Raw genomic sequence first — 491 nt, 5'->3', positions numbered from 1 at the left:
CGGTGGCGCTCCCGGTGATGTCCGGACTTCGCAGGATCTCAGGGTGGGTCGCCTGTGATATCCGGACCGGCGTGGGGCCTGGCCGGCTGGGCGCGGTGGTGCTCCCGTGCGAGGTCCGGACTTCGCGGGATCTCGGGCCGGGTCGCCTGTGATATCCGGACCGGCGTGGGGCCTGGCTGTCTGGGCGCGGTGGTGCTCCCGTGCGAGGTCCGGACTTCGCGGGATCTCGGGCCGGGTCGCCTGTAGAACCCGAGCTGCGGGACACACGCCGAAGGGTGGTCGCCGCGTGTGCGGGGACCACCCTTCGGAGGGACGGATGCTGCGGCTCAGGCCGCGCCGGACCCCCGGCCGCGGGCGAACCCGGCGTCGAAGCCGCGCTCGTACGCCTGCTGGCTGCGCCGTCCGCCGCGACCGTGGTCGTCGAAGTGGCCCTGCCCGCCGCGCCCGCCGTGGCCGTGCCACTCTTCGCCGTGGTGACCGTGGCCGTGCCC

This window comes from Microbacterium sp. Soil_C_42 (assembly GCF_057656735.1).
This window is presented reverse-complemented; position numbering follows the sequence as displayed.